Raw genomic sequence first — 23,896 nt, forward strand, 5'->3', positions numbered from 1 at the left:
TTAATTCGGCGTAGGTACGTGGCAGAAATTCGTGTCCGGGCGGCAATACGACGTATAGGTGTTGCAGCCATAGTCGAAACTTGTGCAGCCTCTGTCGCGCGTTGAACAGTCCGACGTGTAGGTGCCGCAGCCAGTATCGGTCGTGTACTCGCTCGCCTTCACCACGCTATTTTGGGCTGCGCCAAAATTGAGGCCACCGGCCGGGTTCGCAGGAAGAGAAATGAGCTGCTCGTCTGTCAAAGTTTTGCGGAACTCGGGCGATTCCCAGGCTTTGATGATTTGCAATTTCGTAAGCGTTTGATTTTTATCGTTTGGCATTGTTCCTGTCCTTTTTTGTTATTGTTGGCTCGCGCAAGTCGAATTTCGACACCATTTGTCGTGAGCGTGCGGAATGTAGGTTTTTCGCCGCGTTAACGTCTATTCCCGGAAAAGGGGGTATTAGTTTCACCCGATGTCCAAATTGGTTCTGGCGCTATAAGTTTCTGGGCGAGTGCAAGAGCTACCGCATGCGTTTTGTTGCTCGCTTTAAGCTTTTGACGCACGTTCTCAACGTGGGCGCGAACGGTGTCTTCCTTGATGTTCATGATCGTCGCCACTTCACCGCCAGTCTTTCCGCGCGCGGTCCAGGTCATGGCCTCGATTTCGCGTGCGGTCAGGCGTGGCTTGCGCCGATCGGCTTTCGCGAAGGTGGTCATCGGCCACCTGCGCTAACGGGCCGTTTGTTGATGCGGTTAAAGAGATGCTCAGCCGCTTGCTCAGTTGAAAAGTCGAACCCGTCGGTTAGTAGGTTTTCGAGCAATGTACTGGCGTCTTCGAGGACCTCCTGATTTTGACCGATCGAATTGAGGCAGGTCAGCATGAAATTTGCCAAAGCCGGAGCAGGGCTATCGGCATAGTTCCATATTGTCAGCACTACGCGTTTTTCGCGGTCTCCAGTCGCCTGGTGCATGACCTCTGACCGATCGCGATTGTGTACGACCGTCCAGGTGGGAGCCGGCTCGCTGATCAGCCTGGACATAAAGGTGTTCCAACGATCCTCAAGTGAGCGTCCGACTGTGAGGATGATGCCTGTCTGGCGCTCGATTTCTTCAACGACGGCTTGGACACCCGCTTCGCCGTGTCGGTGCACAAAATGCTCGTAAGTATCCATGGCTAAATATCCCTCAAAGTAATAAGTTAATTGGTTTAAATACAATCGCCGTCTAATCTCTGCGTGCTACCAGTAATTGGTAGTTTCTATGCCTTGAATTGTATGTATTGGCGGCTTGAAAGCAATTGAATCCTTTGCTCGAGACGGCTAATGCATTGAGTTTATTACTGGATAGAAATAACTACTTACCAGAAAACGGTAGGTTCAGAGAAATTCGCAATGATGTTGCGAAAGTAATTCGGGACATGGATTTTGCTTGAGCGCTGCGGGACCGATCCGCTCTAATTTTGCTTACGCTTGTCGATCCCGGCGCGCTTACCTAAGTGCGCGCGATACTGAAACGTTTGCCATTCATCACGCCAATGTCGCCACGCTTGGTGGCGAGCCCTCCGTTAGGCTCCGAGTGGCTGCACGAAATCAAATTTGATGGGTTTCGCGCGCAGGCTCACGTCGATCATGGTGATGTTGCCGTCTTCTCGAAAGCCGGCAAGAACCTGACTCGGCGTTTTCGCCGTCTACCTGCCATGGTTCAGAAGTTGCCGGCATCGCAAGTGATCATCGATGTAGAGCTTATCGTTTGCGACGAAGCGGGTCTGCTGGATTTTACGGCGTTGCTTCGGTCAGGAGCCGAGAGAAATTTGTGCCAATGCTGTTTCGATCTGCTTTCGATCGACGGGGTGTCATTGACTGAGAAGCCGCTCGATGATCGGCGCGAGCGGCTGCGGAAGCTGTTGCAAGGGCTGCCGGAGCGGGAGCTCGTTTTTTCGATGGCCTTTGATGATCCAATTAAGTTGCTTGCAGCAGCTGAAGAACAGAAGATTGAGGGGCTGGTGTCGAAAAAGCGGGCATCGCTTTATCGGTCGGGTCCGATACGCGACGGGCTGAAGATCAAGACGGATGCTTGGCGCATGGCCAGCCGCGGCCGTTTTAAAGGCCGCTAGAGACCACCATTAGCGCTTAGGGGGATTTCTCGAGCTCAGCTCTGCAAGCCGCCTCGAGCTCTCCCAGCTTCGTTTGAATGAGGGTGTAGAGCAGGGGCGGAGAAACGTGTTCGTAGTTGTGGCGAAGGACATTGCCGATGCCGGCGACGTTGCGCCAAGGAATGTCAGGGTGGTTGGCTTTGAAGTCGTCAGGCAGATGCCGGCTTGCTTCTGAGATTATTTCGACGCCGCGCTCGACGAGCCATTGCAGTTTCCAGTCCGCTTCGAATTCCTCGAGCTTTAACCCACGTAAGAGCTCCTGCAGGCGCTCGCTAGCTTCAACAATGTCGAGGAGACGCGGGGCGAAGATCTGCGCGACCATCTAAAAGACGGGGACGGCCGATTGAACGATGCGCTCGCGCATCGCGTGGTGGATGCTGTCGCGCGTCATGATATCGGCTGGCCGGCCGAGCAAGGCGCTGGCCCGTTCTTTGATCGTCATCAGATCGAAGAGATCGAGCTCGCCTTTGGTGTAATCAAAGAACAGGTCGACGTCGGAATCAGGTTGCGCGCGATCAACTGCGGTCGAGCCGAACATAAAAAGCCGCTGGACGCCGAGCTGTCGAAGTTCGGCTTCGTGCTTTCTGAGTAAATCTAAGGCGTCGGTGCGTTTCATAGATTTATTGTACCACGACGGATGTCATTTTTCCACTTTCCCCCTTGAAGCGTTGTGCGATCGTCATTGACAAGTTCACTGTCGTTCTTGTTATGTTCTAAAGATGACGGGGTACAAGGGCGATCATACGACGGGCTTTGAAAGCCCGGCACGCGATTATATTGAGCCGGTGGTCGATCTGGCCGCTGCGCTGGATCTGAGGCGTCCGCATAAGTACCCCGTGCGCGTCGTGGGCCAGGCGCTGAGGGGCAGGGGCATCCACGACGGCGACGTGCTGGTGGTCAACGCAGCGGCCGAGCCTATGGCGGGACGGGTCTGTGTGGCCATCGTCGACGCTGAGGTCTGGCTCGCGACGTTACATTTCAAACATGAGCAGTGGTGGTTAAAGCCCTCGGAGCGCGCGCCGCGGCCGGTCGAGGGCGAAGTCGAGATATGGGCGATGGTCGAGGCGCTCGTGCGCTTCGATGTGTGATTGCCGATGTTCGCACTCATCGACGCCAACAGTTTTTATTGTTCGTGTGAGCGTGCTTTCGATCCGCGACTGCGCGGAAAACCCGTCGTGGCGCTCTCAAACAATGATGGCTGCGCGATCGCGCGCACGAACGAGGCCAAGGATCTCGGCATCAAAATGGGAGCGCCGTGGCACCTGATCAAAGGTCAGCCAGAACTTCGGCACGTAATTGCGAAGAGCTCGAATTATTCGCTTTACGCTGACATGTCCCGCCGCATCTACGAAGTGCTGATCGGTTTCGGCGAGGAGGTCGAGCCCTATTCGATCGATGAGATGTTCATCGATACGCGCGAAGTGTACGACCGCGACAAATTCGGGTGTGCGTTGCGTCGGCGGGTGCTGAAGGTCGCGAAGATCCCGTGCTGCGTCGGATTTGGCCCGACGAAGACGATCGCCAAGCTTGCCAATCGGCTTGCAAAGGCCGATCGCGAAGGATCTGGCGTATGCGATCTTTCAGACCGGAGCGAACGTGATGAGCTCTATCGCTCAATTCCTGTGGGCGAGGTTTGGGGCATCGGTTCTGCGGCCGTAAAGAAACTTGAAAAAATCGGTGTCGAGACCGTCGCGGATTTTGTGGCACTGCCCGAGAGCATCGTGCGCGAACTTCTTACCGTGACGGGCCTTCGTACGGTCTCGGAATTGAAGGGGCTGGCGTGCCTGTCACTTGCGACGCAGCCAGGCCCGAAGAAATCGTTGGCGGTGACGCGATCGTTCGGCCGGGCGATCAGCCGGCGCGAGGATCTCGAGGAGGCTGTGATTTATTATGCGACGCGAGCTGCTGAGAGATTACGCGGCCACGGGCTCATCGCTGGCGCGTTGCAGGTGTTCATCACGACCAATCCTTTTTCGAAGACTGACCGGCAATATGGAAATTCGATAACCTTGGGTCTGGAACCCTCGAACGACACTTTTGTCGTCGTAGGAGCCGCGCGCCAAGCGCTCGAGGCACTTTGGTGCGACGGATACCGGTATGCCAAAGCCGGCATCGTATTGCTCGACCTGGAAGCTCAAGACAGTGCAGCGGGTTCGATGTTTCCGAGCCGTGATCCGGCAAAGTCCGCCGTTTTAATGCAGGCTTTGGACGGCGTTAATCGCCGCTATGGCAGACTTGCGTTGCGGCCAGGTAGTTTGACAAACCGGCCGGTTTGGGCAATGCGCAGGGGTAACCTGTCACCGTCATACACGACGCGGCTGAGCGATATTTTGAAGGCGCGTGCTTGATCGAATTGTCGAGGCCGTTTGCTGAAACATATTGAGGTTCCGATGTCCCCGCCAAAGAGACGTCTCGGAGCGATCTGCGTGGCAATATTGATTGGCGTTGCGCCGGCACAAGCGAACGAGATAGCGACGGCCACGAAGTTTGCACGACAGCATTTTCCAAAAAGTCCGAAGGATCAAGACAGGTATATTCGGCTTTTGATGGCGTGGAGAACTTGTGGACGTCGGCCGATCGCCAGCATCGGCGTATGTTCAAAATTGCGATACTGCCTCTCTTACACGAAGCGGTAGGTCACTCCGCAGTTTCGGTCAGCGATTGACGGTCTCGATGTTCTAGTGAAAACTTTTTTCTTCGTAGATACGGCAGTTTTCGTCCCCGCACGATGCAAGCGCATTTCTCCGAGCGTCGTTCGCATCGTGCATCCCCTGTAACGACCAACCGCATTCAGTATCGCTAGTGGCGAACGCGGCCCATCCTTTCGCTCTTTTTTGCCAGGAGCGATAGTTTTTGATGCAATCCCCCTTAGGCGCGAGTGCGGTGTGATCACTTGGCGCTTCTTGATCGGGCACGTTAGTTGATACCAGGTCGGTCGATTGCTCCGGCAGACATTCTTTGCGATAGAAGCGATACCGAACTGCGGGGTTCGTGGCCATGTCGACGTAAAATTCGCCGGTAGTCTTACGTAAAGAACCCCAATTGTCGACCGCCATCTCTTCACTCACTTTGTTGGCCAGTTTTTGATCCGTTGCTTTGATGCATTCATCTATAGCCTCGACGCGCGCTTGGATGATATTCGCTCGCTGCGCGGCGGTTTGGAGTTGATTTTCTAGCTCAGCACTTCTCGATTCTGCGGCGGTCTTCAACGCCTCGGCTTTCGCTCGCCGTTCTTCATAAAGTGCTTTCTCGGAATTGATTGCAGCGGCCGCTGCTTTGTTCATGGCTTCGGCCTGTTGGACGTCTGGAGCGTTCTTAGCGATCTCTTGCTGTGCGCGTACTTCTTCCAATGCTTTGCGCGCCTCGGCGTTGCGAAAACGTTCGGCTTGCTCGGCAAGGGCGGTCTTCGTAGCAGCGTCTTCAGTAGCGAACTGCGCTTCACTGGTTTGATGTAACTCAGAAACGTCGCCCTTGGCGTTTTCGGTCACCGCTTTAGCAGAAACGGAGCGGGCGTTGATCGTTTCCATGATAGAGGGAAGAACCCCTAGGTTCAGAAGTTCGAGTATCGCAAAGCTAACAAGCAGGGCGTGGCCAGTGCGTGTACGCAGCGCGGCTACGAAGGCTTCGTATGCGTTCGACGGTGAGGAGCGAACCGGCGTTGGCGGTGGTTGATGGCTACTCATTTGTCGCTCTCAAATGAAAGGGAAGGAGGAAGGGGTGGTCCGATGTGGAACAAGATTGCCGAAGTGCCGGCATCAGCTTTGTTTTTTAAGCCACTGATTTTGGCGGCAACTACTTGCCCCTCTGTGTCGGCTTTGGTCTGCGCGAGTGCTGCCTCGTTCTCCATTTTTTCGGCAGTCGCCTTGGCTTGATCGCGTGCGGCTGTTGCCGTCTCGACGAGCAGCGAAGCTTCAGCTACCGAGGCGTCGCGCATAGCCTTCTGCTTTGCCGGAGAGTTAATCGCGATGGCATAGGCATTGTCTGCCTCGTTCTCCATCCGATCAGCGTCGGCCTTCGCTTTCATTACTGCGTTGTGAGACTCTGCAGCTTTCGACGTGGCATCGGCAGCGGCGGCGTTCGCGCGGCCGGCCTCTTTTTCTCTGGCCGCGTTCGCTTCTGCTTGAACCTGTTGTTGTTTGCCCCAGGCTTCACGGATCCCGGCGGTCTGTTCCCAGACCGGAAGGGCGGCGAAAGTGTAAATTTGCAAGGCAAAAAAAATAGCAGCGATGACGCGGCCAAGCCGACTCCCGATGATTGAAGCGCCAGCAAAATTGGCGAGTTGGGAAAAAGTTCCCGGGTTTGCTGATTGACCTTGCTCGCTCACTGTGCCCCCCGATGACTATCCGTTCTCAGCATATGCCATTCGTCGACCGGGCGACCCCCAGCGTCTTCGGAAATTCTTCACCGTTGCGCCGGCGCCACTCGCCGGTCAGTCCTCCTTATCACCGGACCGTTTGAGCGCGACGTGCCGAAGGTGCAACACCTAAAACATTTCAAATCCAATTTACGAAAATCGCAATTTCGACCACATTCGACTGCTATCTGGATGGCGCGCGTTGATAGGCGATCTCCTTTTAAAAGGGAGTATCGCGCGCAATGTTCAGGCATCTTCAAGCCATTCTGCAGGGCCTCGTCGACGGCACCCAGCCGCTGCCAGAGCCATTTCCACAGAGACTCAATTTCACAAAACATCGCCGGACCGGTCGTGACGTCACGGCGTACGTCGCTCGCCAGCTCGAGCACGAAGGTTTCAAGCTGAGCGACGACGAGTTGCGGCATTTGCTTTTCAAAATCGCCTCACACGTCACGCGCACCGGCCGCGGCGGCCGGGCGTTTTATGTCCACGAACTCCTCACAAAAATCTGGCCCGCCATAGCCATGACGTTACGCGCCAATCCTGAGTGGTTGAGCAGCAAAGCCGGTGTGCCGTGGGCGGTCGAAAACTACGAAAACTGGACCCGTGCGATGGACAAGCAAGGCCGCGCCCAACTCGGCGAACCGCCGCGCGTCGCCGAAGTTGAATACTATCCCGGCTACTATTTGGTTGAGCTGATGAACAGTCGGCATGTGCACGCTGAAGGCGTTGCCCTCGGCCACTGTATGTCGTGGTCACTCAATCAAGAAGCGCTCGCGAAGCACGGCTATCCACGGCCTGACACACCGGAGGCGATGGAATGCTTAACTTACGCGATGAAAATTCGGTACGGCGAGCTCCGCCTTTTCTCACTGCGCGGACCCGAAAATAAGCCGCTGATGTCTCTCTCTTTTTCAGTTGCGGCCAGACACATCGAAGAAATGCGAGGCGATGGAAGTTTGCACCAGTCCTTTGGCTGGACCATTTCCCAATGCGCGTTGTTTAAGAGCCTTTCGTCGGTCGTCGATTTGGAATTGTCACATCGGCCGCAGTGGGGCGGGTGTTTACGCCGTTGCCCGGGAAATGGCTGGTGTGAAGGAGTCATAAAGTTTTGCGGCGAGAGACACTTGCCGTCTCCGTTCTACCGCAGCTCGGGGGAGTAAGCATCGATGTTCAAACATGCCATTGAGATGCTGCAAGGTCTCATCGACGGTACCGCGCCGCTGCCGCCACCATTTCCTCCGCGGCTTAACTTTCTCAAAGAACCTCGTACGGCAAAGGCCCTTGCCGCCAATGTGGCTTTGCGGGCTAGATGGCAAAGGCTGCCGCTGACCGATACTGAACTCCGGTATCTACTCTTCAAAGTTGCTTCTTATCTTCGCAGCATAAAGCGGCATAACAGACCGCTGAACGTATCGGGCATTATCGACGATATTTGGCCGGCGATTTCGCTGACGTTGAGTAGCAACCCCAACTGGCTGACGAGTAAAGCCGGAGTCCAGTGGGCGATCGATCATCATCGAATGTGGCTCTACAAAATGGAGAAACAAGCCCGCGCGGAGGGCGGTGAACCGGTGCGGGTCGCTGAGCTGGAATGGAACCCCGGATTTTATTTCGTCGAGCTGACGACCGGCTTGCATGTCCGTGACGAAGGTTTAGCGCTCGGACATTGCATGTCATGGTCACTTAATCGCGAAGCCGTCGAAAAACACGGCTTGCCACATGCCGGTTCGCCCGAAGCTTTGGAGTGCCTGACATACGCGGTGAAGTTGCGTCATCGCGAGCTCCGGCTTTTTTCGCTGCGCGGTCCGACCCACAACGCGCCGCTGATGACGATCGCCTATTCGATCGACGACAAAAGTATCACCGATACGAAAGCCCTCGGCGGCGCCGATTGTTACAACTGGACGCCTTACACTTGCGCGATGGTGAAGAGCTTGTCGGCCGTCGTGGAGATCGATTTTAAGAAGGTTCGGCATGGCCACGGCTGTTACCGCAATTGCCCCGGGAACGGATGGTGCCAAGGACGCATCGTTTTCTACGATGAGCTCACCGCTTTTCGCTCCGCTGAAGGCTTGGGAGGTGACGATGCTTCCTGAAAATGAAATCCTCGACATGCTCGTGGGGCTGATCGACGGCTCCCGTCCGTTGCCTCGGCCGCATCCACAACGCCTCAGTTTTCCAAATGACGATTGGGCGTTGATCGAGATTGCCGCGATTACGGCCCACATTGGCGGACATCTGCCACCTGACGAAGTGCGCCACCTGTTGTTCAAACAGACTGCTTGGTGCAGCAAGCGCGGTAAAACCACTCGAGCCGCCGTGAATCATGAACTGCGTTTGATAAGCCTTCCAATTGAAATGGCTCTCTCCTGTTACCCCAAATGGGTGAAGGGCCGCGCGGGAGTCGGATGGGCTGTACGCCGCTATGCCGACTGGCTCACCGCAGCCGACAAATTGGCATGTCTAAGTTATGAGAAGCCGCTGCGTGTTGGGGCGGTGCCGATAGAGAACCGCACACTCGATCTCGTCGAATTGACGAACGCCGCGCATGTTCACAGAGAAGGGAAGAGCCTAGAGCACTGTATGTACTGGTCGGTCAACCACGAGGCCTTGGAGAAGCACGGCTATCCCAAGTTGGGTAGCCCTCAATCTTTGGAATGCCTGACCTATGCTGTGAAGCTGAGACACGGGGAATTGCGCATCTTCTCAGTTCATCTTCCAAGCGGCAGACCTAAAATGACGGTTGCTTACAACAAAAAATCAAAGCGCGTGCTCGCCCAAGGTTTTCGAGAAGATGCTTACGAGTGGTCATTGTTGAAATGCGCGGCCGTTCACGCGGTCGCCGGGATCGTGCATATCGACACCGTCTATTCACAACACCATCAAAGCTGTGATGAGCGCTGCCCGGTGAAAGGATGGTGCAAAGCCAACCTGAAGTTCGAAAACGAATGGGGCGAACTGGCTGTCCCACCGACGGTTATTTACCGCGGTAGCACTGCCCGCTGAAAGAATGGTGCATGACGCGTTTGAATTTCGATCTTGCGACCTGATGCCTAAACGGTTTGCGAGACCGTCGTCGGACACCGCGTCGGGAGCCGTGACGGGCCGCTTATTGGGGGATGAATGTCGATTGATTTGCTGCACTATCCCAGTCCCGAAGCCGTGCAGGCAACATCTGTATACGTGATCGCGGATTTGCATGGACGCTTGGACTTGGCGAGAGAAATGGAGGCCGTTGTCCTTCGCGATATCGCCAAGTACGGACCGAAGAAGCCGGTAATATGTGTCCTCGGCGATTACATAGATCGAGGACCGGATTCTTGTCAGCTTCTATCATGGCTCACCGCTTCACCATTTGATCGACTGCCTTGTGTCTTCCTAAAGGGCAATCACGAAGCATGGATGTTGTCATTTCTGATCGACCCGGTAGGAACAGGCATAAATTGGCTCCTTAATGGTGGTGCCGATACTGTCGAAAGCTACGGCATCAATATCGACGATGACCCAGATGATGCGGATTGGCTGTGGTTACGTTCCCAGCTGTTGAAGGCGATCCCGCCAGTTCATCTTTCATTTCTCGAGGAGCTGCGGCTGGCCTTCGTCTGGGATCAATTTATCTGCGTTCACGCTGGCATCAATCCGCGGCGCCCTCTGAACAACCAGGACGAAGACGATTTGCTCTGGATTCGGGAACCGTTTCTGAATTCACGGAAGGACTTCGGATACCGCATCGTGCACGGCCATACGATCGTAGAGAAACCGCAACTGCGGAAAAACCGCATCGGCATCGACACTGGTGCTTTCGACAGCGATGTCCTTTATTGCGCCGTGTTGACCAGATCCGGCGTGCGGCTGCTCAAGGTCGGAACCAAGCAATCTTCTTTGGGGTCGATTTCAATAGTAGGGGAGTGCGAGGAGTGATCTTCAGCCCTGCATTTGCAAGGGCCGGTCGGTTTGTGATTGCGGGACTGAGGAATAAGCGAACGTCTATTGCGGTGTGACGGTCACTGATCCGTTGGTGAGATAAAGGGCGCCGCCGGCTTGCGTTGTCGTGCAACTGGAAGCGCCACCGCAGTAGCCCGATCCGCCACCACCGCTACCAGAGCCTGCAGGTTGAGCCACCACCGCCACCGCCATAGAAACCGCACCCGCCGCCCCCACCCGATCCGTCGATGGTACCATTTTCACCCGCACCGCCTTATCCGCGTGAACCGGCATGACCATTCCCGCTTTGTCCTCCGCCACCCGCCCCGCCCGCCGTTTGCGTGTCTGGCAAGCCTTGGCAAGTCGCGGTTCCTGGGGCGCCAAATCCAGAAGTGCCGCCACCTGCGCCGCCTGCAGGTCCGGTACTACCGCCGACACCCGTGCTTGACACGCGCTAAGAGTGCAGTGCTCTCCCGCGAACTCAAAACATTTTTGAACGAAGAGAATAGCGTCTCACGAGCTATTGTCGTCAGTGTTAACTGTCTTCGTGGCAAGTCGATCTAACCGACGTCCAAAACTCTACAAGTGAGCAGGTAAAATCGAGTTGGACTGGTTGTTCGATTCCCCGCTGTCTTTTTGTTGCGGTACCCTACTCCGCGGGCCAAACACAAATTTGCTAATGCAATAGTCAGTTGGGGGTTAGCAACCAATCGTTCCCGAATTTTGCGCAGGGCTGTCGCGTCGCCATTTTTCGCTAACGACAGATCATATACTCCGGCCAGCCGAGTAATTGTCTCGGGCCTATCAAGCAAATCCGAAAGTTTTTTTTGGTGCCTCGCGACATCGCTTCCTTGACAGCAATAGAATTTGGCTGCTGTGCAGATTACTGATGAAAGACTAGAGCGTTCCTTATTGCCATATGGGGCACGATTGCGTTTTTGTGATCCCACTCCCCGCTATCAAATTAGACATTTCACCGGAATTTCACAGACCGAGATCTCCCGTGTTCGTCAGCACTATCAATATAGTTCTCGAAAAGAGTAAAGAAACCTAGGCTTCAAAAATGAGAGATAGACGGAGCGAAGAGGTTAGAATTCTGCCCTATACCGCCTAATTATGTGAGGGCCGATATCGCTCAGGGTTCGGCAACCCGTTAAAGCCATCGCAATCTCGAATTCGTCGCGCAGGAGCCTCAATACGTGCGATACGCCGAGGGCGCCGGCTACAGAAAGTCCATAGATGATAGGTCGGCCAACCATCACGGCCGAGGCACCGAGCGCCAGCGCTTTCAGTACATCCGTTCCGCGTCGAATACCGCCGTCGAAAAGCAGCGGCACGCGGCCGCCCACGACCCCGGCGATCTCGGAAATCACGTCAATTGTGGCCGGCAAGGTATCGAGAGTGCGGCCCCCGTGGTTGGAAACGACTATACCGTTCATGCCCGACGCAATCGCTTGCTCTGCGTCCCATGGCGAAAGAATCCCTTTCAGTACGATTGGCAATTTCGTCTGTTGGCGGAGCCAGGCGACGTCATCCCACGTTGGAGCGACCGCCATATAATGATCGAAGACAGCGCTTGCGCCTTCTGACAGAGGCTCCGCATCTGCAGTCGGCAGGCCTTTCAGATTTTCAGGAATTGCATAGCTGCACCACTGAAATCCGGCGCGGTGCTCCCGGTTCCGAACGCCATTGACAGGCGCGTCGACGGTCACCATCAACAGCTCGAAGCCCGCACCTTCCGCTCGTCTTATCAGCTGCAGCGTCGCCTCGCGGAGAGGCTGAAAATAAAGTTGGAACCAGCGACAAGTCGGACCGGCTTTGGCCGCGCTTTCCATGCTGACGCTCGCTTGCATGCTGAACACCATGCCGGCCTGTTGCGCGCCAGCCCCTACAGCCGTGGCAAGTTCCCCTTCCGGGTGCGCCATCTTCTGGTGGGCGAGCGGGGCCACCAAGATTGGATGGGCCTGGTCGCATCCAAACAGGCTTAACTGCGTATGACATCCCGGTCCTCCTCGCAGCACGCGTGGGATCAATGCGAGGCGGTCCAGACGCTCCCGGTTCCATCTCTGCGTAATCTCGTCCGCGCCACCGCCGGAGAAGTACGCCCACGCCTTCCCGTCGAGCCGCATCTGCGCTTGCTGTTCGTAATCGGCAAGGCTAACGGGAAGTTCGGTCGCTCCCTCTACCGACATCAGGCGTCCGCCCAATAGCGGATGAGATTGTGATAAATACCGCTCAGTCCTACGACTTCGGGGTTCTTGACGCCGAGCGACGTCGTCAGCTTTTGGATGGTCTGATCCATATCGAAGAGCATCGTTCGGGCGCGCTCATCCCTCACCATGCTTTGAACCCAGAAGAAGGAGGCGACACGGAAGCCACGCGTCAAAGGCTTTACGTGATGCAAGCTCGTCGCCGGATAGAGAACCGCATCTCCAGCCTGAAGCTTGATTTCGTGAGTTCCGTATGAATCGACCACACATAGCTCTCCACCATCATACTCGTCGGGTTCTGAAAGGAACAATGTCACTGAAACATCAGTGCGCATTCTTGCGCCTGTTCCCGGTATCCCTCGGATCGCCCCATCGACGTGGCTGCCGAAGAACTGGCCCGAACCGTAGCGATTGAACATCGGCGGAAGAACGCGAAGTGGCAATGCAAACGAGACGAACAATGGGCTTTTGAACAAAGCCTCGAGCACCATCTCGCTGAGTTGGCGCGCCTCTGGAGCGCTGTCAGGCAATTGCATATTTTGCTTGACGGCTGCAGCTTGCGCTCCGGCCGTTGCTCGCCCGTCGATCCACTTGGCGTCGTCCGTGACCATTCGGCTTGCGGCGACCTGCTCTTTGGTCAGCACTTTCGGAACGACGATCAACACCGTACCGGCTCCTCAAAAGATACCTCCGGGCGCGGATCGCCCGGAGTTATATTAGCACCAGCAAACATTGGATTGTTAGTACTTGTACTTGACGGTCAAGTACCCCGCACGGCCAGGCGCAACGAATGCGAACGTGCCTCCCGGTGGGTTGTCCGGAGCCTGATAGATCGCATCGTAGTAGAGCTGATTGGTCAGGTTTAGACCTGATACCTCGACCTCCCAGTTCTTTGTTATTTCGTACTCGGCAAAGGCATCGAAACGCCACCAGCTAACGGTATGGTTATTCGCTTCGTTGGCAGCAAGATGGCCACCATAAACTTCCCCCGAGTAGGTTGCCGTTCCGCCGACGGCGAGTTGATCCGTCAATTGATACTTCGACAGCATCGAGAACTGGGTCAATGGAATGTTAGCCAATCTTCTCCCGATATCCTGCGGATTACTGGATCCGAGAACTTCGGTATTGAGCAGCACCAATCCTCCGTAAATGCTCCAATCTTTTGTGATATTACCCGCAGCGCTCAACTCAATGCCTCGTATGCGATACTTGCCGGCAAAGGCATTCGTGTCGTCAGCCGCAGTAACGTTGTCGTTGGTTCGGGCGTGATCGACGTCCGTCTGGAACAGAGCGGCTGTGGCAAGCAATCGCCGATCAAAAAGTTCCCATTTGGTACCTACCTCGTAGCTCCGGGCCCGTTGCGGCGGGACATCGACCAGGGTTGCGCTGATGCCGTTATACTGCGCGCCGGTCGAATCAAGCTCGCTGCCAACAGGGCTCTCAGACGTGCCGTACGCGAAGTAAAAGCTGCTGATTGGAATGGGCTTGTAGACGATGCCGGCATTCCAACTAAAGAGATCATCCTGCACGCTTGCGGTGTTGTTGGCTATGGCGGTGTTGGCGGCGGTAGATCCAGGAATGTTCGTTCCCGGACCGCCGACTTGGCTGCGTGCAAAGTTGTCGAGCCGCACGCCGCCGTTCACGATCCACTGCTCGGACAAGTGCACCGTATCGCCTAGGTACGTTCCGACAGTGTCGATGGTGGCGTCGTACGTTTTGCCTTTGCGAAGGATGGTAGTGTCGTGACGGTAGGGATCTGATACTAGCATTCCATCAATAATCGGGACGGGAGCCGCGTTCGGAGAAAGCGCGTATCCAAACCTATTGATCTCTTCTCGGCTAACTTCCACGCCCGCCACCAAGTCATGACGCAAAAAGCCTGTACGGAATTTCGCGTTGAGCTCGGTCTGGTTTGCGTAAATATGGGCGTCCTGGTCACGGTTGGGATGATGATAAGTAAGGCCTTCAACCGACGTTGCGATGTAATTCAGTGAGCTTTCGCCGACCCGGGTGCGGTTGGTCAATGTCAATCCATCAGTGAGCTTTGCGACCACCGTCGCGGTACCGATGTCGGCTGTTTCCTTGAAGAAATCGAGGTCTTTCTCGCCGTACCAGGTGTCTCGAGGCACGCCGAACTCAGTAACGGGCAGATGGGTACCGATCGTCGGCAAGGAGGGTGCCGAACTGCGGATGACTGGCACGCCCCAATCGGGAGTCGCGTCATTGCGGTAACGATAGTAGTCGAGCGTCACGGCAACGTTCCTCGTCGGCTTTGCGGTCGCCGAAATCAAACCGCCCCACTTCTCCGTGTCCGCAAAATCGCGTCCGGCAACGTCATTTTGGTCGTACATGACGTTGGCCCGCACGGCGAAGTCGTGTGTGATGACTTGGTTGAGGTCGACGGTCGTGCGCACGGTGCTGTCGGTGCCGATCGTCGTGCTGATCTCGCCGAAGTTCCAATTGAGATCGGGCTGCTTGGTGATGAGATTGATGGCGCCGCCAATGGTGCTTCGCCCAGCTATGCCGCCGCTCGGCCCCTTGTAGATTTCGATTTGCTCGATGGCGAAGACGTCCGGAATGACGTTGCCCGGATTGCGAATGCTGTCGACGAAGATGTCGTTGTTGGCTTTGAACCCGCGCACCGCAAATGCGCCGAAGGCATTGCCGCCCTCAGCCGATCCGATCGTTAGGCCGGGCGTTTCTCGCGCGAGCTCGCGAAGATCTCGTGCACCCTTGTCCTCGATCACCTCCTTCGGAATAGTTGTGACGGTCTTGGGAGTATTCAATAGCGGTTGCGTTAGCTTACCGGAGGCCGACCTGTCGACCATGTAGGGCGCATCGGGATTGGCGTAGGGATTGCCACCCGGCTTCGCCGCGCCCATTCCCGCTGCGATATTTGCCTGCTGTTCAGCGGTGAGTTCTTGCGGTCCCGGTGGCGGCGGCGGCGGCGGCGCCTGCTTAGCCTGCTTGGGAGCTGGAGATTTTACAGTTGAAACGGCTTCTTTTTTCTTCTTGTGGGTTTCGACAACAAGCGGTTCAAGATCTGAGGATTTTGCTGTTTGAGCAACGGCAAGAGTCGCTGGACTGATCGCCAGCATGCAAGCGGCGGCAAAGGCGCGTGTAACGTGATCTTTAGGTGGCCTAGCAAGCAGAAACGCAGTTTCATTATTGGGTGTAACGCAAAAAACTGTACGCATGAACTCCCCTCCGCATGCAAAAAGGCAACTCGAAAGAGCCGTGCGCCCCCCGCACGTTCTATTCTCTTTCCGTCAACTACTACTCATGGCATAGGCTTAATGGTCAATCTCAATCCCGGTGGCGACGAAACTGACCTGGAGGTCGATACTTTACAGTCACAGTATAGAATGTGATAGGGGTGGCTATTTGGTTTTCAGCTGCGGTGCCTGCCATCGCGCGATAGGGAAAACAAATCGGTGAGGTCTTGGCACCTGCCGATGATTAAGTTTCGAACGCTCGAGACGGAGAGCTGTTATTCGGCCGACCAAAATGCGATGGGATCAACAATAGCATATGACTAAGCAAGTGTTCGTCGTGGGATTGGCGTTAGCCTTTGCCTGTTTCTACGAAGTGGGCGGACCGCTTGCCCAACCTGCCCCCAAAGCCGAGAAAGCCGTGGTGGCGCCGGGTGTCAACAGGGCGATCGTTCAGAATCCTGTAAATGCTCCGACCTCCGAGCTTACGCCCGTTGAAAACCTTCCCATCAATGATCCCGCCCTTTTATCCCGAACTGCTCCGTCATTGGCCGCACGAGGCGTCGGCGGAGTTCCGATGGCGGAATCAAAGATAAATTCGAGCTTGCCGCATGATTTATCACCACTGGCGATGTTCCTTGGAGCGGGCGCGGTCGTCAAAAGCGTGATGTTAGGCCTCGCTTTCGCGTCGGTGTTGACGTGGACAATTGGACTTTTCAAGGCCGTCGAGCTGTTCTTGGCGCATGCGCGGCTCCGGCGCGATATACGTGCGATAGCTGCCGATACTTCGCTCGCGGCGGCGTCGCAAACGCTTGCCAAAAGAAGAGGCCTGTTGGGGGCGTTCATTGACGTCTCAACGGTGGAATTGACCATGTCGACAGAGGCGCCGGATAAATTCGGCATTAAGGAGCGCGTGGCCTCACGGTTGGGGAGGATCGAGCTCGCGGCAATTCGAGGAATGAACAGGGGAACCGGCGTCCTCGCCTCCATCGGTGCAACCGCTCCATTCATTGGGTTATTCGGAACAGTGTGGGGCATCATGAACAGCTTCATCGGCATTTCGAAGTCGCAAACGACCAATCTCGCGGTGGTTGCACCGGGCATTGCGGAGGCATTGCAGGCAACTGCCATCGGATTGATCGCGGCGATTCCTGCTGTTCTCATTTACAACTGGTTCACCCGAGCCCTCGGCGGATATCGCGCGCTCGCCGGCGACGCCTCGGCGGAAGTAATGCGTCTTGTTTCGCGCGACTTGGACCGCGTCAGCGGTCATCGTAACGCGAACGCCGCGGAGTAGATCGAATGGCTGGCGACCTCAACAGCGATGGGAATGATCTCCACGAGCAGCACGAGATCAATGTCACGCCCCTGATCGATGTGATGTTGGTTCTTTTGATTATTTTCATGGTTGCTGCGCCTCTTTCAACTGTCGACGTGGCTGTCGACCTTCCCGTATCGACGGCGAAGCCACAGCCACTTCCCGACAAGCCACTTTACCTTACCATCAAGGCGGACCGAACCTTGGCTCTGGGAAACGACACGGTTGAACGGCTGTCCTTGGCCTCCGCGCTGGATGAGCATACAGCCGCCGACCGGAACACGCGCGTCTTCCTTCGCGCGGACAAGGTGATCCCTTATGGCGAACTGATGCGGGTCATGAATCTCTTGCGGAGCGCTGGTTACCTGAAGATTGCGTTGACCGGGATCGAGGGGACGGACAGCGAGCCCGTATCGGTTGCGAAGCCGGCCTCCCGATCGGATCCACCGGGTCAGCCGTAATGTTGGCATCAGATGTCCTCAAGCCGCGAAAGGGGTCCTGGCTGTATTGGGTCGCGTGCGGTGGCATCATATGTCTGCTTCACGTGGGGCTCGGACTGTGGGCGGTCTACAAGCAACCGCAGGAAGAAGCCGACGAAGTGGCGGGAGCCATCGCTATGGAGCTATCCCCGGTAGTTGTTTCGCAACGCGCCGAGACGCCAGAGGCGACCGTTGGACCACAAAATGACGAGGCAGTTCCGACGCCGCCGACCACTGAAAAAGTGGATGAATTGAAACCGCTGGATATCCCGCAATTTGAACAGTCTCCCCTTGTACCTACTGCAGAAGTGGCGCTTCCGATTGCGAAACCGATCAAGGACGTGACCCCAAAGGACGAAGAACTCAAGGAAGTTCGGCCGGAAAATCTGGTGCCGCAGCAAACTGCCGCCGCCCAAGCCATGGCTCCGCCTCAAGTCTCCGTCACAGAAACAAAGACCCTCACTGCGAGCCAGATCGGCGAGGCAACCAAGTATAGCCAAGCTGTCCTGACCTTCCAGAAATCGATCCGGTTGCACGTCAAAAAGCATCAAAACTTTCCAGCGGAAGCAAAGGAACGCGGTGAGCAGGGGAGCACCGTCGTCCAGTTCGCGATCGACCGAAAAGGCAGTCTCGTGAGCCGCAGCGTCCAAGCGTCGTCGGGATCGGCGCGACTTGATGACGAGGCCCTGGCTACTCTTGATCGATGCAATCCCTTTCCGCTTCCCCCAGATCAGGCGCCCGGAGATGTTTTAAGTTTCACCCTGAAAATTGAATTCAGGATCAGGTAGTTGACTTGCTGAACGGGAGCATTGTTCGGCATAAAAACAGCGACGAGACCGTCGGGAGGTGTGAGGTACAAGCTTGCGTGATAGCGGGCATGAGTGGGGCCAGCACAGCTTAACTAGGGCGCGAAGGAAAGCTCGCGAGGTAATTCCATTGGCGCGTGGCCGAAAAGAGAATGGACGACAAGGGAGTCCGCTCACCAAAATGGCGACCGTCATGGGAAGTTCCCGGCTTCGGCGCCACCAGCGCTGAACGTCTGGGAGGCGAATCCGGCTTGCCCCCGCCCGCGCTTCATTTGTCGTGGTGAATATAATGCTTGTGCGAAAGCACGTCGATGACCCGACATTCGGAAATCCGCCCGCACGCGCATTCGGCAAGCATCCGTTGGACCTCGCGCTCCAGCGCCCTCAGCCGCGCGATGCGGCTTCTGATTTCGGAAAGATGATGTCGCGCTATGGCGTCGACGGCCTTGCATGATTTCTCGGGCTCATCGGATAAATCGAGAAGTTGTCGGATGGCGTCAACTTCGAACCCAAGCTCGCGAGCGTGTCGAATAAAGCGCAGGCGGTCGACCGCTTCAGCTCCATAAAGACGTCTATTGGCTTCGGTCCGCGACGGCTCGGGCATCAGGCCTACGCCCTCGTAGTAGCGGATGGTGGGGACTTTGACGCCTGTTTTTTGGGAAAGCACCCCAATCGGAATCGCGTCTGACAAAATTTTCTTGCTCCTCTAGCCGCTAGAGGATGTACGAACCGCAGGCGCGACGCAAGGACGACACGAAACATGGCCGCTCACCACGATCACAAGCACGACCATGACGACGCTGGCGGCCACAGCCACAGCCACGCACCTGCGAATTTCGGGACTGCGTTCGCAATCGGGATAACTCTCAATCTTGGATTTGTACTAATCGAAGGTGGTTACGGCGTTGTGAGCAATTCGCTCGCGCTGATCGCCGATGCCGGGCACAACCTTTCCGACGTTTTGGGCCTGCTGGTCGCCTGGGTGGCCAGTGTCCTGGTGAAGCGTCCGCCCAGCAAGCAATACACCTACGGGCTTCGCGGCTCTTCGATTCTCGCCGCACTATTCAACGCCGTATTCCTGTTAGTTGCGCTTGGAGCGGTGGCATGGGAAGCGGTCCAAAGATTAGCGACGCCCGAACCGGTGTCGGTCGGGACAGTCATGGTCGTGGCAGCGGTCGGAATCGTCATAAATGGTGTAACCGCCTGGTTGTTTGCGACAGGGGCGAAGGATGACATCAATATCCGAGGCGCCTTTATGCACATGGCGTCCGATGCATTGATTTCGGCAGGCGTTGTGATAGCGGGTCTGGTGATTTTCCTGACGGGCTGGGTTTGGCTCGACCCGTTGGTGAGCTTGATAATTTCGGCTGTGATTGTGTGGGGCACCTGGAGTTTGCTTCGCGATAGTTTGGCAATGTCGATGGGCGCCGTCCCGTCCGGAATCAATGCCGCCGCCGTGCAAACGTACCTGGAAAGTGTGAAAGGCGTCTCGGAGCTGCATGACCTGCACATCTGGCCGATGAGCACCACTGAGGTGGCGCTCACCGTCCACCTCGTCATGCCGAGCGGGCACCCGGGCGACGAGGCGCTGCTAGAGATCTGCCACGAGTTAGAGCACGATTTCAAAATCGGGCACGCAACCATTCAGATTGAAACGAGCGAAAGTGTGCGATGCGCACTGGCGCCCGCGCACGTGGTCTGACCGATGAGCTAAAGTTGTGTCGAAAATATCTCGTCCAGGCATGTTCTTAAATGTTGAAGTGAACAACCTCTTCACGCGCGCCTTCGTCGACGTGCATTCTCGTTGAGTATTGGGGTCCATTCCAAATTGGAGGTCTTAATGCAGAAGGCTCGAAAAATTCCACAAACTCTAATGGGCGTTCTTTCACTGCTGGCGGCGACACCCGCAGCGGCACAATCGTTATCGGACCTGCACGAGCAGCGCCGCGAGCGCGGTCTCAATTGCATGACCGATCATTTCCACTACGGTTCCAGCTCGGACAAATCCTCGAAACGAGCCGCGCAGGCCGCCGCCATCCAATCGTGGGCTGACTTCGTCGATTTTGAGTATGGATCGGCCTGGACGAGCTGGGCACGTTCAGGCAGCAAAAGCATTTCGTGCACACAGGCGGGCTCAACCAACTGGGGCTGTGACGCCAGCGCGAGAGCGTGTCGGCGATGAACAGAGAATGCAGGGGTCTTACCGCACGCAAATTTTATCCCAGGCGATTCTCGAATTCCGGAACGCCGGGCGAAGTTGCGCGGTAGCAACGCGCGGCGATAGAAGATGTGCCGATGAAGACGTATCGCCACGGCGCGACCATTTTTATAGGCAAAGTTGAGCCGAATATGTTTAGGTCGAAGAATGTCGGGTAGACTTCTCAGATATCTGGTAAATCTCGTTGTCCTGCTCACGATGACCGTGGCAGGGCTGCCATTGGTCGTCTGTGTGAGTGAGGCCCACGGCGCGGCGATTGAACTCGACAGCTCGCATCCAATACGTTCCTCGACTCAAAATTCAAAACAGCACGACGTCCTTTTCAGCAGCGCTAAACAATCGGCGAAATCGCCCGATTGTAAGGATTTCCGCCTTGCAAGGGGCACTTTGCTCGCGCAAGGCCGATTTGAAAAGGCTTCGAATTTAACTGCGGCTGCGCACGGCAAATCACCGGTCGCTCTTGCATATGGCGTCAAAGCGCCTTTGTATGTTGGTGCAGTCAGCAGAATAGTTAGGCGTGCAACCCCGACTCTTCGGTCTGCACTCAGCGACCGGCGCACCATCGTTCTCCAAATTTAGATCATCCCAATTAAGTGTTTGGCCGGCCTTGCACCGCTCTGATGTGGGGCGAGGTCTGATTCCGTCATTGGGGGATTTTGGGCATGCCAGTTCCGACTGGAGCATGGAGACGATCGATGGCGCTTGCCTTCGCGATGGCAGTGGCCGGCTGTAAAGCCGAGCCAGCGCCGCTGTTAATCACATCGGCAACCCGTGCAGGGGAAATTATCGTCCGCGACGCACCTCTGCGGACACCAGCGGCAGAACAGAACAGTAAGCCCGAAAGGTACGGTCCTCCAAAAGGGACGCTCAGTCTTCGTGAAGCGGTTGAACTGGCGCTCGCGTACAGTCCAGCCACAAAGGCCGCGTTCGTGGAGATCGACGCCCGCCGAGCTGACGCGACGCAGGCCTCCTATAGAGTGAATCCCCAACTCTCCTATGAAATCGAGAACTTCGGAGGCAATAAAAGCAAGGTGGCTTTCGGCGAGGCCGAGCAGACGGCCACGCTTTCGCAAGTGATTGAGTTGGGCGACAAGCGGGTGAAACGCCTCGCTGCCGCCAATTTGGAAACATCCTTGGCGGGGTGGGATTTCGAGACGACCCGGGTTGTGGTGGCGGCCCGTGCTGCCGATCTGTTTGTCGACGCTCTCGCGGCCCAAGAACGATGGGTGGTTCTTCGCGAATTTGCGGCCGTCGCTGAGGAAATCCGCTCGGGTGTCGAAGCCCGTGTTCAAGGTGGCAAATCCAGTCCCATCGATCTCGATCGCGCGGTAGCAAGCGTGGCTCGCGCCAACGCGCTCGCCGAAGCTGAGCGTGGCCGATTTGATGCCGCGCGCGCGCGGCTCTCCAATTTTTGGGGCGTGGATCGCCCGACGTTTGCAAGCGTCAAAGGTCGCTTGGGCCTCGATCGGCGAGCGCCGTCCCTCGCCGCGGTGCGCGCATTTTTGGAGAATAATCCTCAGCTCGCGCGCTGGTCCGACGAAGTTGGTCGACGTTATGCGGCGTTGGATCTCGAGCGCGCGAAAAGCGTTCCCGACATCACCGTCGGGGCCGGCGTGCGGCAGCTTGCTGGCGACAATGCAACCGCGCTCGTCGCGTCCGTGTCGCTGCCGCTTCAAATTTTCGACGCCAATCAGGGAAACATCGCCGCCGCCGAGCGTCGAGCGGTCAAGGCGGAATTTGATGCGGCCGCGGCTCGAAACGAGCTCGTCCAATCGCTGGTTGGAGTCCTCGGCGAACTCAGCGTGGCAAACGCGCAGGTAACTGCGTTCGAAAGCAAGGTGTTGCCAGCTGCACAGTCGGCATTCGATCGCACTCGCGCCGGCTACGATGGGGGAAAATTCGATTTTCTTGGCGTCCTCGATACGCAGAGGACGCTGTTCGAGGCGCGTCTGGAACTGCTCAACGCCCGAGCTGAGTACGAAAAAGCTCGGGTGAAAGCCGAAGCCCTTATCGGCCGAAGTCTCAACGATATAGCGCGGTAAGCGACTGTTCTTCACCATAAATTCGAGGACTAAAGTAGTTGTGAAAAAAATCATCATTGCATTGCAGGTTCTGATTAGCGCCGCGTGCGTTGGCGTTCCCGGTCACGCCGCTGCTGAAGATCAGCCGGCGGAAGATGCGGAACAGCTTGTCAGGCTATCCAGCGCCCAGGCCGAACTCATCGGCCTTGAAACGGCGATCGCGAAAAAGGGAGGATTTGCCGTCGAGCTTTGGCTCAACGGCGAGATCACCGCTGATCAGGACCGCACCCTTCAAGTGTTGCCGAAAGCCGGCGGCGTCGTGGCAGAGGTCAAGAAAAGCCTCGGTGATAGCGTGGTCGCAAACGATCGTCTGGTTGTCATCGAAAGCCAGGACATCCCGGCGGCGTCAGCGTCCTATCTCGTTGCGCGATCCAAGGTGGACCTCATGCAGCGCCAGTTGGAGCGGCATGAAAGTCTTTGGAAGAAGAACGTCATTGCGGAAGAAGAGTACCTGGTTTCGAAACAGGCGGCGACCGAAGCCCAAGTCCAACTAAGCGCCGCCATGCAGAAGCTCGCGCTTCTGGGCATCGATCCTCAAACGGTGACGGAGAGCGCAACGATCGGCATGGCTTCGGCGCGCGTGCCGGTGCTTGCGCCGGTCGATGGAACGATCATCGAAAAGAAAGTTTCGGTGGGGGATCAAGTCACCGATCAAACTCCCTTGTTCCGGCTTGCGAACCTCGAGCGGGTATGGGTGATCGCCAACGCCTTTGAGCAGGATATGGGCCGCGTGGCGGTCGGCCAGACTGCGACCGTGACTTTGAAGGCTTATCCCGACAGGAAATTCACGGGGACGGTCACGTGGGTTTCCCAGGTTTTGGATGAGCGGACGCGTACCTTGGCGGTGCGTATCGAGCTTGAGAATCCAGAGAAGTTGCTCAGACCGGGGAGTTTTGCGCGAGTCCTGTTGCGGCTGCCGGTGCAGGCGAGCGCGGTGAGTGTCCCGCCAACGGCTATCCAGCGCCAGGACACCAAGCAGATCGTATTCGTCGACGCAGGTGGCGGGGTCTACAAGCGCCGCGTCGTCAAAACAAACGCGCAATCGCCCAACGAAATCGAGGTGGTGGAAGGCCTTGCGCCCGGCGAACGGGTCGTGACCGATGGAAGCTTCATTCTGAAGTCGGAGTTGGAGAAATCCAGCTTCGGGGGGGAGTGAGAACT

Annotated in this window: 25 protein-coding genes; 12 read left to right on the forward strand and 13 right to left on the reverse strand. The window is 56.4% G+C overall.

Translation table 11 applies throughout. The features are described 5' to 3' along the window. The 3 genes from WC811_RS14540 to WC811_RS14550 form a co-directional block, all read right to left on the reverse strand. Positions 1 to 318 (reverse strand): mersacidin/lichenicidin family type 2 lantibiotic, encoded by a 318-nt coding sequence (locus WC811_RS14540; protein WP_372645871.1) that lies wholly within the window; start codon positions 316 to 318, stop codon positions 1 to 3. 92 nt (positions 319 to 410) lie between these two features. Next, on the reverse strand, positions 411 to 695 hold the full coding sequence (locus tag WC811_RS14545; protein ID WP_372645873.1) for a helix-turn-helix transcriptional regulator: 285 nt from the start codon (positions 693 to 695) through the stop codon (positions 411 to 413). Continuing rightward, positions 692 to 1,150: a hypothetical protein gene (locus WC811_RS14550; RefSeq protein WP_372645875.1), complete on the reverse strand. Its 459-nt coding sequence runs from the start codon at positions 1,148 to 1,150 to the stop codon at positions 692 to 694. The genes WC811_RS14545 and WC811_RS14550 overlap by 4 nt, the downstream gene beginning before the upstream one ends. A 362-nt stretch (positions 1,151 to 1,512) precedes the next feature. On the opposite strand from WC811_RS14550, the gene WC811_RS14555 reads away from it, so the two are divergent. Then, positions 1,513 to 2,091 carry a hypothetical protein gene (locus WC811_RS14555; RefSeq protein WP_372646731.1) on the forward strand — a complete coding sequence of 193 codons (579 nt, stop codon included), beginning with the start codon at positions 1,513 to 1,515 and terminating at the stop codon, positions 2,089 to 2,091. 16 nt (positions 2,092 to 2,107) lie between these two features. Here WC811_RS14555 and WC811_RS14560 read toward each other — a convergent pair whose 3' ends face one another. Then, positions 2,108 to 2,452, reverse strand: a complete 345-nt coding sequence (locus WC811_RS14560) for a DUF86 domain-containing protein (RefSeq protein WP_372645877.1) — start codon at positions 2,450 to 2,452, stop codon at positions 2,108 to 2,110. Further along, positions 2,453 to 2,746: a nucleotidyltransferase family protein gene (locus WC811_RS14565; protein ID WP_372645879.1), complete on the reverse strand. Its 294-nt coding sequence runs from the start codon at positions 2,744 to 2,746 to the stop codon at positions 2,453 to 2,455. 103 nt (positions 2,747 to 2,849) lie between these two features. Between WC811_RS14565 and WC811_RS14570 the strand changes: the two genes are divergently transcribed. Both WC811_RS14570 and WC811_RS14575 read left to right on the forward strand, forming a co-directional pair. Continuing rightward, complete coding sequence (locus tag WC811_RS14570) at positions 2,850 to 3,218, forward strand: LexA family protein (RefSeq protein ID WP_372645881.1); 369 nt, start codon at positions 2,850 to 2,852, stop codon at positions 3,216 to 3,218. Positions 3,219 to 3,224: 6 nt separating this feature from the next. Then, on the forward strand, positions 3,225 to 4,478 hold the full coding sequence (locus tag WC811_RS14575) for a Y-family DNA polymerase (protein WP_372645883.1): 1,254 nt from the start codon (positions 3,225 to 3,227) through the stop codon (positions 4,476 to 4,478). A 330-nt stretch (positions 4,479 to 4,808) separates the two neighbouring features. Here the strand turns inward: WC811_RS14575 and WC811_RS14580 are convergent, their stop codons facing one another. The 3 genes from WC811_RS14580 to WC811_RS14590 all read right to left on the reverse strand — a co-directional run bounded on the left by WC811_RS14580 (position 4,809) and on the right by WC811_RS14590 (position 6,909). Continuing rightward, complete coding sequence (locus WC811_RS14580; RefSeq protein ID WP_372645885.1) at positions 4,809 to 5,813, reverse strand: hypothetical protein; 1,005 nt, start codon at positions 5,811 to 5,813, stop codon at positions 4,809 to 4,811. Further along, on the reverse strand, positions 5,810 to 6,454 hold the full coding sequence (locus WC811_RS14585; protein WP_372645888.1) for a hypothetical protein: 645 nt from the start codon (positions 6,452 to 6,454) through the stop codon (positions 5,810 to 5,812). The genes WC811_RS14580 and WC811_RS14585 overlap by 4 nt, the downstream gene beginning before the upstream one ends. Before the next feature lie 77 nt (positions 6,455 to 6,531). Continuing rightward, positions 6,532 to 6,909, reverse strand: coding sequence for a hypothetical protein (locus WC811_RS14590; protein ID WP_372645890.1), 378 nt, complete (start codon positions 6,907 to 6,909; stop codon positions 6,532 to 6,534). Between WC811_RS14590 and WC811_RS14595 the strand changes: the two genes are divergently transcribed. From WC811_RS14595 to WC811_RS14605, 3 genes are all read left to right on the forward strand, one after another. Continuing rightward, positions 6,910 to 7,647, forward strand: a complete 738-nt coding sequence (locus WC811_RS14595) for a hypothetical protein (RefSeq protein WP_372645892.1) — start codon at positions 6,910 to 6,912, stop codon at positions 7,645 to 7,647. 814 nt (positions 7,648 to 8,461) lie between these two features. Further along, positions 8,462 to 9,493 (forward strand): hypothetical protein, encoded by a 1,032-nt coding sequence (locus WC811_RS14600; RefSeq protein WP_372645894.1) that lies wholly within the window; start codon positions 8,462 to 8,464, stop codon positions 9,491 to 9,493. A 117-nt stretch (positions 9,494 to 9,610) separates the two neighbouring features. Then, positions 9,611 to 10,408, forward strand: coding sequence for a metallophosphoesterase (locus WC811_RS14605; protein WP_372645896.1), 798 nt, complete (start codon positions 9,611 to 9,613; stop codon positions 10,406 to 10,408). 66 nt (positions 10,409 to 10,474) lie between these two features. On the opposite strand, the gene WC811_RS14610 is transcribed toward WC811_RS14605, so the two are convergent. The 4 genes from WC811_RS14610 to WC811_RS14625 form a co-directional block, all read right to left on the reverse strand. Next, positions 10,475 to 10,813 (reverse strand): hypothetical protein, encoded by a 339-nt coding sequence (locus tag WC811_RS14610; RefSeq protein WP_372645898.1) that lies wholly within the window; start codon positions 10,811 to 10,813, stop codon positions 10,475 to 10,477. 686 nt (positions 10,814 to 11,499) lie between these two features. Next, complete coding sequence (locus WC811_RS14615; protein WP_372645900.1) at positions 11,500 to 12,603, reverse strand: alpha-hydroxy acid oxidase; 1,104 nt, start codon at positions 12,601 to 12,603, stop codon at positions 11,500 to 11,502. Continuing rightward, positions 12,603 to 13,286 (reverse strand): Fe2+-dependent dioxygenase, encoded by a 684-nt coding sequence (locus tag WC811_RS14620; protein ID WP_372645903.1) that lies wholly within the window; start codon positions 13,284 to 13,286, stop codon positions 12,603 to 12,605. Before WC811_RS14620 ends, WC811_RS14615 begins: the two co-directional genes overlap by 1 nt. A gap of 75 nt (positions 13,287 to 13,361) precedes the next feature. Continuing rightward, entirely contained in the window at positions 13,362 to 15,818 is a 2,457-nt protein-coding gene (locus WC811_RS14625) for a TonB-dependent receptor (RefSeq protein ID WP_372645906.1), read from the reverse strand. 592 nt (positions 15,819 to 16,410) lie between these two features. Between WC811_RS14625 and exbB the strand changes: the two genes are divergently transcribed. Genes exbB through WC811_RS14640 form a run of 3 tightly spaced genes read left to right on the forward strand, consistent with a single transcriptional unit; the run spans position 16,411 to position 18,418 of the window. Further along, positions 16,411 to 17,130: a tonB-system energizer ExbB gene (gene exbB, locus WC811_RS14630; RefSeq protein WP_372645908.1), complete on the forward strand. Its 720-nt coding sequence runs from the start codon at positions 16,411 to 16,413 to the stop codon at positions 17,128 to 17,130. 5 nt (positions 17,131 to 17,135) lie between these two features. Further along, a complete protein-coding gene (gene exbD / locus WC811_RS14635; protein ID WP_372645910.1) occupies positions 17,136 to 17,612 on the forward strand; it encodes a TonB system transport protein ExbD in 477 nt (158 codons plus the stop codon). Then, positions 17,612 to 18,418, forward strand: coding sequence for an energy transducer TonB (locus tag WC811_RS14640; protein WP_372645912.1), 807 nt, complete (start codon positions 17,612 to 17,614; stop codon positions 18,416 to 18,418). Before exbD ends, WC811_RS14640 begins: the two co-directional genes overlap by 1 nt. Positions 18,419 to 18,704: 286 nt before the next feature. Here WC811_RS14640 and WC811_RS14645 read toward each other — a convergent pair whose 3' ends face one another. Next, complete coding sequence (locus WC811_RS14645) at positions 18,705 to 19,127, reverse strand: helix-turn-helix domain-containing protein (RefSeq protein ID WP_372645914.1); 423 nt, start codon at positions 19,125 to 19,127, stop codon at positions 18,705 to 18,707. A gap of 69 nt (positions 19,128 to 19,196) precedes the next feature. On the opposite strand from WC811_RS14645, the gene WC811_RS14650 reads away from it, so the two are divergent. The 3 genes from WC811_RS14650 to WC811_RS14660 all read left to right on the forward strand — a co-directional run bounded on the left by WC811_RS14650 (position 19,197) and on the right by WC811_RS14660 (position 23,891). Next, positions 19,197 to 20,138: a cation diffusion facilitator family transporter gene (locus WC811_RS14650; protein ID WP_372645916.1), complete on the forward strand. Its 942-nt coding sequence runs from the start codon at positions 19,197 to 19,199 to the stop codon at positions 20,136 to 20,138. Between the two features lie 1,211 nt (positions 20,139 to 21,349). Next, the gene (locus WC811_RS14655; RefSeq protein ID WP_372645918.1) at positions 21,350 to 22,696 is read left to right on the forward strand and encodes a TolC family protein; all 1,347 of its coding nucleotides are present in this window, start codon (positions 21,350 to 21,352) and stop codon (positions 22,694 to 22,696) included. Positions 22,697 to 22,736: 40 nt separating this feature from the next. Further along, positions 22,737 to 23,891, forward strand: a complete 1,155-nt coding sequence (locus tag WC811_RS14660; RefSeq protein WP_372645921.1) for an efflux RND transporter periplasmic adaptor subunit — start codon at positions 22,737 to 22,739, stop codon at positions 23,889 to 23,891. Positions 23,892 to 23,896: the final 5 nt, after the last annotated feature.

This window comes from Hyphomicrobium sp., assembly GCF_041659645.1.
Lineage (GTDB): Bacteria > Pseudomonadota > Alphaproteobacteria > Rhizobiales > Hyphomicrobiaceae > Hyphomicrobium_B.

Excerpts from the sequence above, each read along its gene's own strand:
- WC811_RS14625 (WP_372645906.1), bottom strand. The coding sequence starts at position 15,818 with ATGCGTACAGTTTTTTGCGTTACACCCAATAATGAAACTGCGTTTCTG.
- WC811_RS14615 (WP_372645900.1), bottom strand. The coding sequence starts at position 12,603 with ATGTCGGTAGAGGGAGCGACCGAACTTCCCGTTAGCCTTGCCGATTAC.
- exbB (WP_372645908.1), top strand. The coding sequence starts at position 16,411 with ATGGCGGAATCAAAGATAAATTCGAGCTTGCCGCATGATTTATCACCA.
- WC811_RS14640 (WP_372645912.1), top strand. The coding sequence starts at position 17,612 with ATGTTGGCATCAGATGTCCTCAAGCCGCGAAAGGGGTCCTGGCTGTAT.
- WC811_RS14655 (WP_372645918.1), top strand. The coding sequence starts at position 21,350 with ATGGCGCTTGCCTTCGCGATGGCAGTGGCCGGCTGTAAAGCCGAGCCA.
- WC811_RS14540 (WP_372645871.1), bottom strand. The coding sequence starts at position 318 with ATGCCAAACGATAAAAATCAAACGCTTACGAAATTGCAAATCATCAAA.
- exbD (WP_372645910.1), top strand. The coding sequence starts at position 17,136 with ATGGCTGGCGACCTCAACAGCGATGGGAATGATCTCCACGAGCAGCAC.
- WC811_RS14545 (WP_372645873.1), bottom strand. The coding sequence starts at position 695 with ATGACCACCTTCGCGAAAGCCGATCGGCGCAAGCCACGCCTGACCGCA.
- WC811_RS14600 (WP_372645894.1), top strand. The coding sequence starts at position 8,462 with ATGGCCACGGCTGTTACCGCAATTGCCCCGGGAACGGATGGTGCCAAG.
- WC811_RS14550 (WP_372645875.1), bottom strand. The coding sequence starts at position 1,150 with ATGGATACTTACGAGCATTTTGTGCACCGACACGGCGAAGCGGGTGTC.
- WC811_RS14575 (WP_372645883.1), top strand. The coding sequence starts at position 3,225 with ATGTTCGCACTCATCGACGCCAACAGTTTTTATTGTTCGTGTGAGCGT.
- WC811_RS14570 (WP_372645881.1), top strand. The coding sequence starts at position 2,850 with ATGACGGGGTACAAGGGCGATCATACGACGGGCTTTGAAAGCCCGGCA.
- WC811_RS14580 (WP_372645885.1), bottom strand. The coding sequence starts at position 5,813 with ATGAGTAGCCATCAACCACCGCCAACGCCGGTTCGCTCCTCACCGTCG.
- WC811_RS14590 (WP_372645890.1), bottom strand. The coding sequence starts at position 6,909 with ATGCCGCAACTCGTCGTCGCTCAGCTTGAAACCTTCGTGCTCGAGCTG.
- WC811_RS14605 (WP_372645896.1), top strand. The coding sequence starts at position 9,611 with ATGTCGATTGATTTGCTGCACTATCCCAGTCCCGAAGCCGTGCAGGCA.
- WC811_RS14555 (WP_372646731.1), top strand. The coding sequence starts at position 1,513 with ATGTCGCCACGCTTGGTGGCGAGCCCTCCGTTAGGCTCCGAGTGGCTG.
- WC811_RS14650 (WP_372645916.1), top strand. The coding sequence starts at position 19,197 with ATGGCCGCTCACCACGATCACAAGCACGACCATGACGACGCTGGCGGC.
- WC811_RS14560 (WP_372645877.1), bottom strand. The coding sequence starts at position 2,452 with ATGGTCGCGCAGATCTTCGCCCCGCGTCTCCTCGACATTGTTGAAGCT.
- WC811_RS14565 (WP_372645879.1), bottom strand. The coding sequence starts at position 2,746 with ATGAAACGCACCGACGCCTTAGATTTACTCAGAAAGCACGAAGCCGAA.